Raw genomic sequence first — 6,000 nt, forward strand, 5'->3', positions numbered from 1 at the left:
ATGGAAAAAACGCAATAAAGAATAATATATAATAATATATATTATTATATATTATTCTTTATTGAAGAAAAACGCATTTTCAAAGTTCCTTAATGACTAATGACTAATGACTATTTTGAAGTGTGTCTTTTTTACACTTCTTGCGGTGTCATTAGTGTAAATGGACACCAGTCCTGGCTCTGTAGATGAGAGCAGTAATTGACTGAATATCGCTGCCCTTATTCTGTAAAAATATTTGAGTAGTCTGGTAATTCTTCTAAATATAAATATTTTTTACCTTCATAATCCATCTTGCAGACATAGTGCTGCAGCCCGTTGCTCACCACCAAGTAGTCTACATGCAGCAGCATATTGTAGGTGACAATCTGGTCGAAAACAGTCTGCGTAATAGGTATGTGAGGAGCCTTGTATTCAACGATCATGACCGGCTGCAGCTGCTTGTTGTAAAGGATGGTGTCGGCCCTGAGAACCTTGTCGCCCACATGCAGCGAAACCTCGTTGGCAAGCAGTGAGGCAGGGTAGTGGCGGTGCTCCACCATGAAGTGGACGAAGTGCTGTCGCACCCACTCTTCGGGAGTGAGCCGGACGTAGCGTCTTCTCAGAAAATCGAAAATCAGAGGCGCCTGCTTCGTGCCTTTCAGGCGTACGTCGAAGGGCGGTAAGTTGAGACTTGTCATGTTTGTTTTACCTTTTATATATATAGTCGCCGATTTCTTTCCTTTCTGGCAGATTGTTAGAAAAATATTTCGTATCTTTGTGGCTGAAATAAATTCCCAACATCGGCGAAGCTGATGCAAAGATACAAAAAATATCGTAATGGCAGAAAAAAAACAAGGCGTAAGTTATGAGTCGGTCATGAAAGATCTGAAGGCTCGCAACTTCTCACCCGTCTACTTGCTGATGGGTGACGAGTCGTACTATATCGACAAAATTTGTGATTACCTGATGGAACATGCGCTCCAGCCGGAAGAACGAGATTTCAACCAGGTGGTGCTTTTCGGGTCTCCCTCTGTGACGGCAGTCCAGGTGGTAGACCAGTGCAAGGGTTATCCTATGATGGCAGAGCATCGGGTGGTGATTCTGAAAGAGGCTCAAAATTTGAAAAATTTCGAGGCACTCGACAAGTATCTCGAAAATCCCGTAAAATCGACCATCTTATGTGTGTGCTATAAAAACGGAACTTTGAAGAGTCCGAAGACGCTCCTCACCAAGGTGGCACAGACGGGTGTGCTCTTGGAGAGCAAAAAAATGAAAGATTACCAACTGGCGGGTTTCATAGAGAAATATCTGAAAGTGCGCAACACCACCATCGAGCCGAAGGCCACACAGATGATTGCCGATCACATCGGCCCCGACTTGCACCGTCTTACCTCCGAGCTGGACAAGGTACTCATTTCGCTGTCGGAAAACGACAGGAGAGTGACGCCCGAAATCGTGGAACGCGAAATCGGAGTGAGCAAGGATTTCAATGTCTTCGAGCTGAGAAATGCGATCATCAACAAGGATGTTTTCAAGGCAAATCAGATAGTACAATATTTTGACAATAATCCAAAGTCGGGTGGAGCCTTCTCGCTTCTCCCGTTGCTCTTTTCTTATTTCCAAAATTTGATGTTGGCATATTATGCACCCAATAAACAGAACGAAACAGAGCTCGCAAAATTCCTGGATTTGAAATCTACCTGGGGTGTGCGCGATTATACGACAGGAATGAGAAACTATAATGGAATGAAGGTGATGCAGATTATTGCCAAGATGAAGGAGGTGGATGCCAAGATGAAGGGCTTCAACAACCCCAATACTTCGGCTGGCGAACTGATGCAGGAACTCATCTTTTTTATCCTCCATTAAGCTGATCGGGCAGTCTGGTTTTTCTGCTTTTGGGGCGGCTGTCTTATCTCCAGTTTTGTAATTGAGTTTTCTAAAAATACAATGGGCAATCCTTTCCGGGGTTGCCCTTTTTCTTGTTTCTTATGTTGCCCCATTGGGGAGTGTTTCGGTATGAAGCTGGACTCCTCTTGCAGAAAAATGAGCCGGAAGTGAGGCCAGAAAAAGTAAATATGGGGCTATGTTGAATGAAAATAGGGGCAAAAATGGGGTGAAATTCAAGAAAAATAGCCAAAATTGCCCCTTTTTCTCCTCTGTTTGACCTATTTCTGATTTAAAAGGAGATTGCTTGAAAACAGTCTTGTTTTTGTGTAAAGTGTTGATAAATAGTATTTTACGTTTCTAAATCGTTGTTTATCCTCCTCAAAACTCGCGAATTTGGATGTGGGTTAGCCTGTGATAAGCAAAACAGAAAAAATGAAAATTTGAGCAGTTTTATAGCTTCAAATATTTATCGTTTATATTTATTAAGATTTATAATCGTGAAATTTAGAAATTTATATTTTAAAATTTTAAATGAGAGATGGGGTAAATTTCAGTTTCAAAACTAAAACTAAATATATTTATAGTTGGTAATTATTTAATAATATAAACTAAACTATCTTCTTCTAAAACATAAACGAATAAATATACATATCACTTTTTATTCATCTAAACCACAGAAAACCAATGATTTATGTAAATTTATCGATTTAGAAAGCATAAAAAACAATCACTATACATCAAAAACCTGCATAAAGCACCCTTTATGCGCCTATTTACGTGAAATACTATGCTAAATCCCAGTTTATTAGCCTTTTATTATAAATAAATTCTTTGTAAATACTTTGAAACACTAAATATAGGTTTATAAATCTAAACCTGAAAACTTGCGTTTAATAGATGATAATTTATAAATTAAAATAGATAAATATAAACTTTATAAATCAAAATTCTCTTTATATTTCTTGGTTGTTTCAAAAAAAAGATTTACCTTTGTAAAATCTTAGAAAAAGTACAAAAATAACACCTATTCGGTATGAAAGATAGAATAAGACAGATTATGGAGGACCAGCATCTCACCCAGCAAAGCTTCGCTCAGATGACTCAGATCTCCACTCCTACCCTGAGCAACATCCTCACCGGTAAGAGTCGTGCAACACTCAATACGGTTGAGTTAATCAAACGCAAGTTTCCACTCATCAGTCTCGACTGGTTGCTCTACGGAGTCGGTCCGATGTATATTCATGACGGTGCTGCGCCCACCCCATCGGATGCAACTTCTGGTAGCGGTTCGGCTGCGCGTCATGAGCCCACGGATATGGCACTCGATTTTTCGGACGACGATCCTGCTGAGGTTGTGTCTTCCCCTCAGTCGGCTTCTGCTGCCTCTTTGTCGGCTCATTCTTCCTCGCAGCCATCTTCGGCTTATCCTTCAGGTTCACTTTTTGATCAACCTGTAAGTCATAGTGTAAATCCTACACGCAAAAATATAGCCCAAACAGAAGTTAAATATATTGACAAACCGCAACGTAAAATCACCGAGATCCGCATCTTCTATGATGATCAGACCTGGGAGACTTTCGTACCCAAGAAATAGTCATTCTATTCCTTGAAAGTGGCATCTTTCGGAGCTTTCAGATTCGCTCTTCTGTCAGTAAGAAATGAAGGAGTCGAGACAAGTGTTTTAAGTCATTTTTTAGCTGAATGGCTCTTGTCCTGGCTCCTTCATTTCTTGTTTTAAGAGCTTCTTTTTTTATTCTTTTTCTCCATTTGTCTGTTTTTTGTTTTGTGTTCCCTATTTTTTTCGTACCTTTGCAGAAGTTAAAGCGGCACTCGGCAATTTGAAAGCAAGCTTTCATTGCGCTCGTTTGCATTACCTTTGCAGAAGTTAAAGCGGCACTCGGCAATTTGAAAGCAAGCCATCATGATAAAACAAGCCATTATGATGAGTGTGCGTGCGTATGCGCGCAATCATTAGAACAATAAGAGCCGTAGTTAACAAGAACAGAATTCAAACAAGACGAACAAAACTCAAATCCTGAAGATGAAAAAATACATTTTAGACCTCAAGGTGGTTTCGGTAGAACCATTGAGCGACAAGCACGTGTTGATTAAGTTGACCGACGACAAGGCGCTCCCCGAAATCCTGCCAGGACAGTTTGTGGAAGTACGTGTAGACCATTCGCCTGCCACGATGCTTCGCCGTCCTATCTCCATCAACTTTGTAGACCGTGAGCAGAATCAGCTGTGGCTTCTTGTGGCTGTTGTCGGCGACGGAACCCGTCAGTTGTCCAAGCTCCAGCAGGGCGATGTGCTCAACTGTATGTTGCCTCTTGGCAATGGTTTCACCATGCCAACGGCTCCTGGCCAGCGCTATCTGCTGGTGGGCGGTGGCGTAGGTGTGGCTCCGTTGCTCTACTTCGGCAAGCTGCTGAAGGATCAGGGTGTCGACCCCGTGTTCCTCTTGGGAGCCCGTACAGCAACCGACCTGCTCGAGCTGGACGAGTTTGCCAAGTATGGCAGAGTGTGCATCACCACCGAGGACGGCAGTGCTGGCGAGCAAGGTTTTGTTACCAACCATTCCATCCTTCAGCACGAGCATTTCGACATGATCAGCACCTGTGGTCCTAAGCCCATGATGATGAGTGTGGCGCGTTATGCCAAGAAGGCTGATGTGGAGTGCGAGGTCTCGTTGGAGAACAAGATGGCCTGTGGTGTGGGCGCCTGCCTGTGCTGCGTGGAGAAGACCGTGAAGGGCAACCAGTGTGTGTGCAAGGATGGTCCGGTCATCAATGTGAAGAATCTGCTCTGGGTTTGATATCCCTCTTGATTTGTCAATATCTTATACTCATTATAGTTTCGCATTAATCCTTTATTTGTAAAGGAAAATGAATTAAAAACAACAGAATATTATGGCATCATTAAGCGTAAATATACATCATCTGAAGCTCAAGAATCCCGTGATGACAGCCTCGGGAACTTTTGGTTACGGACTGGAGTTTGCCGATTTTGTACCTCTTGACGAGATAGGCGGCATTATTGTAAAGGGCACCACGCTGGAGCCTCGCGAGGGCAATGACTATCCCCGAATGGCAGAGACACCACAGGGAATGCTCAACTGTGTGGGCTTGCAGAACAAGGGCGTAAATTATTTCTGCGAGCATATCTATCCTCAAATCAAGGATATCGACACCAATATGATTGTCAACGTATCGGGTCATTCACCAGAGAATTATGCAGCTTGTGCGGCCCGTATAGGCGAGCTGGACAAGATACCTGCCATTGAGCTCAACATCTCTTGCCCTAACGTGAAGGACGGCGGAATGGCATTCGGTGTGACCTGTGAGGGTGCAGCCCAGGTGGTAAGAGCTGTGCGTCAGGCATATAACAAGACGTTGATAGTTAAGTTGTCGCCCAATGTGACCAATATCGCCGACATAGCCCGTGCCTGCGAGGCTGAGGGAGCCGACGCCGTATCGCTCATCAACACTCTGATGGGTATGGCAGTGGACATCGAGAAGCGTCAGCCGCTGCTAAGCATCCGTACAGGCGGTCTGAGCGGTCCATGTGTCAAGCCTGTGGCCCTCCGTATGGTGTACGATGTGGCTCATGCCGTCAAGATTCCAGTTGTAGGCTTAGGCGGAATTACTACAGCCAAGGATGCCATTGAGTTCTTGATGTGTGGTGCCACTGCGATAGAGATTGGTACAGCCAACTTCCTTGATCCAGCCGTGACCAAGAAGGTGAAGGACGGCATCAATGACTGGCTCGACGCTCATGGCTGCTCATCCGTGCATGAGATTATCGGAGCCATCAGATAAGTGAAGGAGTTTATCTGAGTCCACTTGAAAAAGTCGAAAATCGTGTATTTTTGTCTTTGTAACTGAAGTTTCGCCCCACACGCCCTGAAGGGGCAGAAGCTCTTAGCCCAGGGCAGCGCCCTGGGTTATTACGGATGATAGCCTATCGCCCTGTAAGGGCAAAAGCTTTAAAACTCCTAACAATTTATAAGGCTTTTGCCCTTACAGGTAGGGTGTTCAAAATTCGAATCAAAAATCCGGTATAAAAAATGGTGTTATTTTGGTGCAGCTAAGTTACTGATTTTTAACACTTTAATATACGAAATAGTTCTTT

Annotated in this window: 5 protein-coding genes; 4 read left to right on the forward strand and 1 reads right to left on the reverse strand. The window is 43.5% G+C overall.

Going from position 1 to position 6,000, the window contains the following annotated elements; all coding sequences use genetic code 11:
* Positions 1 to 218: 218 nt before the first annotated feature.
* The gene (locus P3T48_RS09125; protein WP_276506484.1) at positions 219 to 677 is read right to left on the reverse strand and encodes a type I restriction enzyme HsdR N-terminal domain-containing protein; all 459 of its coding nucleotides are present in this window, start codon (positions 675 to 677) and stop codon (positions 219 to 221) included.
* Between the two features lie 139 nt (positions 678 to 816).
* On the opposite strand from P3T48_RS09125, the gene holA reads away from it, so the two are divergent.
* The 4 genes from holA (at position 817) to P3T48_RS09145 (ending at position 5,687) form a co-directional block, all read left to right on the forward strand.
* Complete coding sequence (holA, locus tag P3T48_RS09130; protein ID WP_022251689.1) at positions 817 to 1,848, forward strand: DNA polymerase III subunit delta; 1,032 nt, start codon at positions 817 to 819, stop codon at positions 1,846 to 1,848.
* Positions 1,849 to 2,902: 1,054 nt separating this feature from the next.
* Positions 2,903 to 3,463 carry a helix-turn-helix domain-containing protein gene (locus P3T48_RS09135; protein ID WP_276506485.1) on the forward strand — a complete coding sequence of 187 codons (561 nt, stop codon included), beginning with the start codon at positions 2,903 to 2,905 and terminating at the stop codon, positions 3,461 to 3,463.
* Positions 3,464 to 3,910: 447 nt separating this feature from the next.
* A complete protein-coding gene (locus P3T48_RS09140; RefSeq protein ID WP_276506486.1) occupies positions 3,911 to 4,684 on the forward strand; it encodes a dihydroorotate dehydrogenase electron transfer subunit in 774 nt (257 codons plus the stop codon).
* A gap of 94 nt (positions 4,685 to 4,778) precedes the next feature.
* Positions 4,779 to 5,687, forward strand: a complete 909-nt coding sequence (locus P3T48_RS09145; RefSeq protein WP_022251686.1) for a dihydroorotate dehydrogenase — start codon at positions 4,779 to 4,781, stop codon at positions 5,685 to 5,687.
* Positions 5,688 to 6,000: the final 313 nt, after the last annotated feature.

Source organism: Segatella intestinalis (assembly GCF_029348455.1).
Lineage (GTDB): Bacteria > Bacteroidota > Bacteroidia > Bacteroidales > Bacteroidaceae > Prevotella.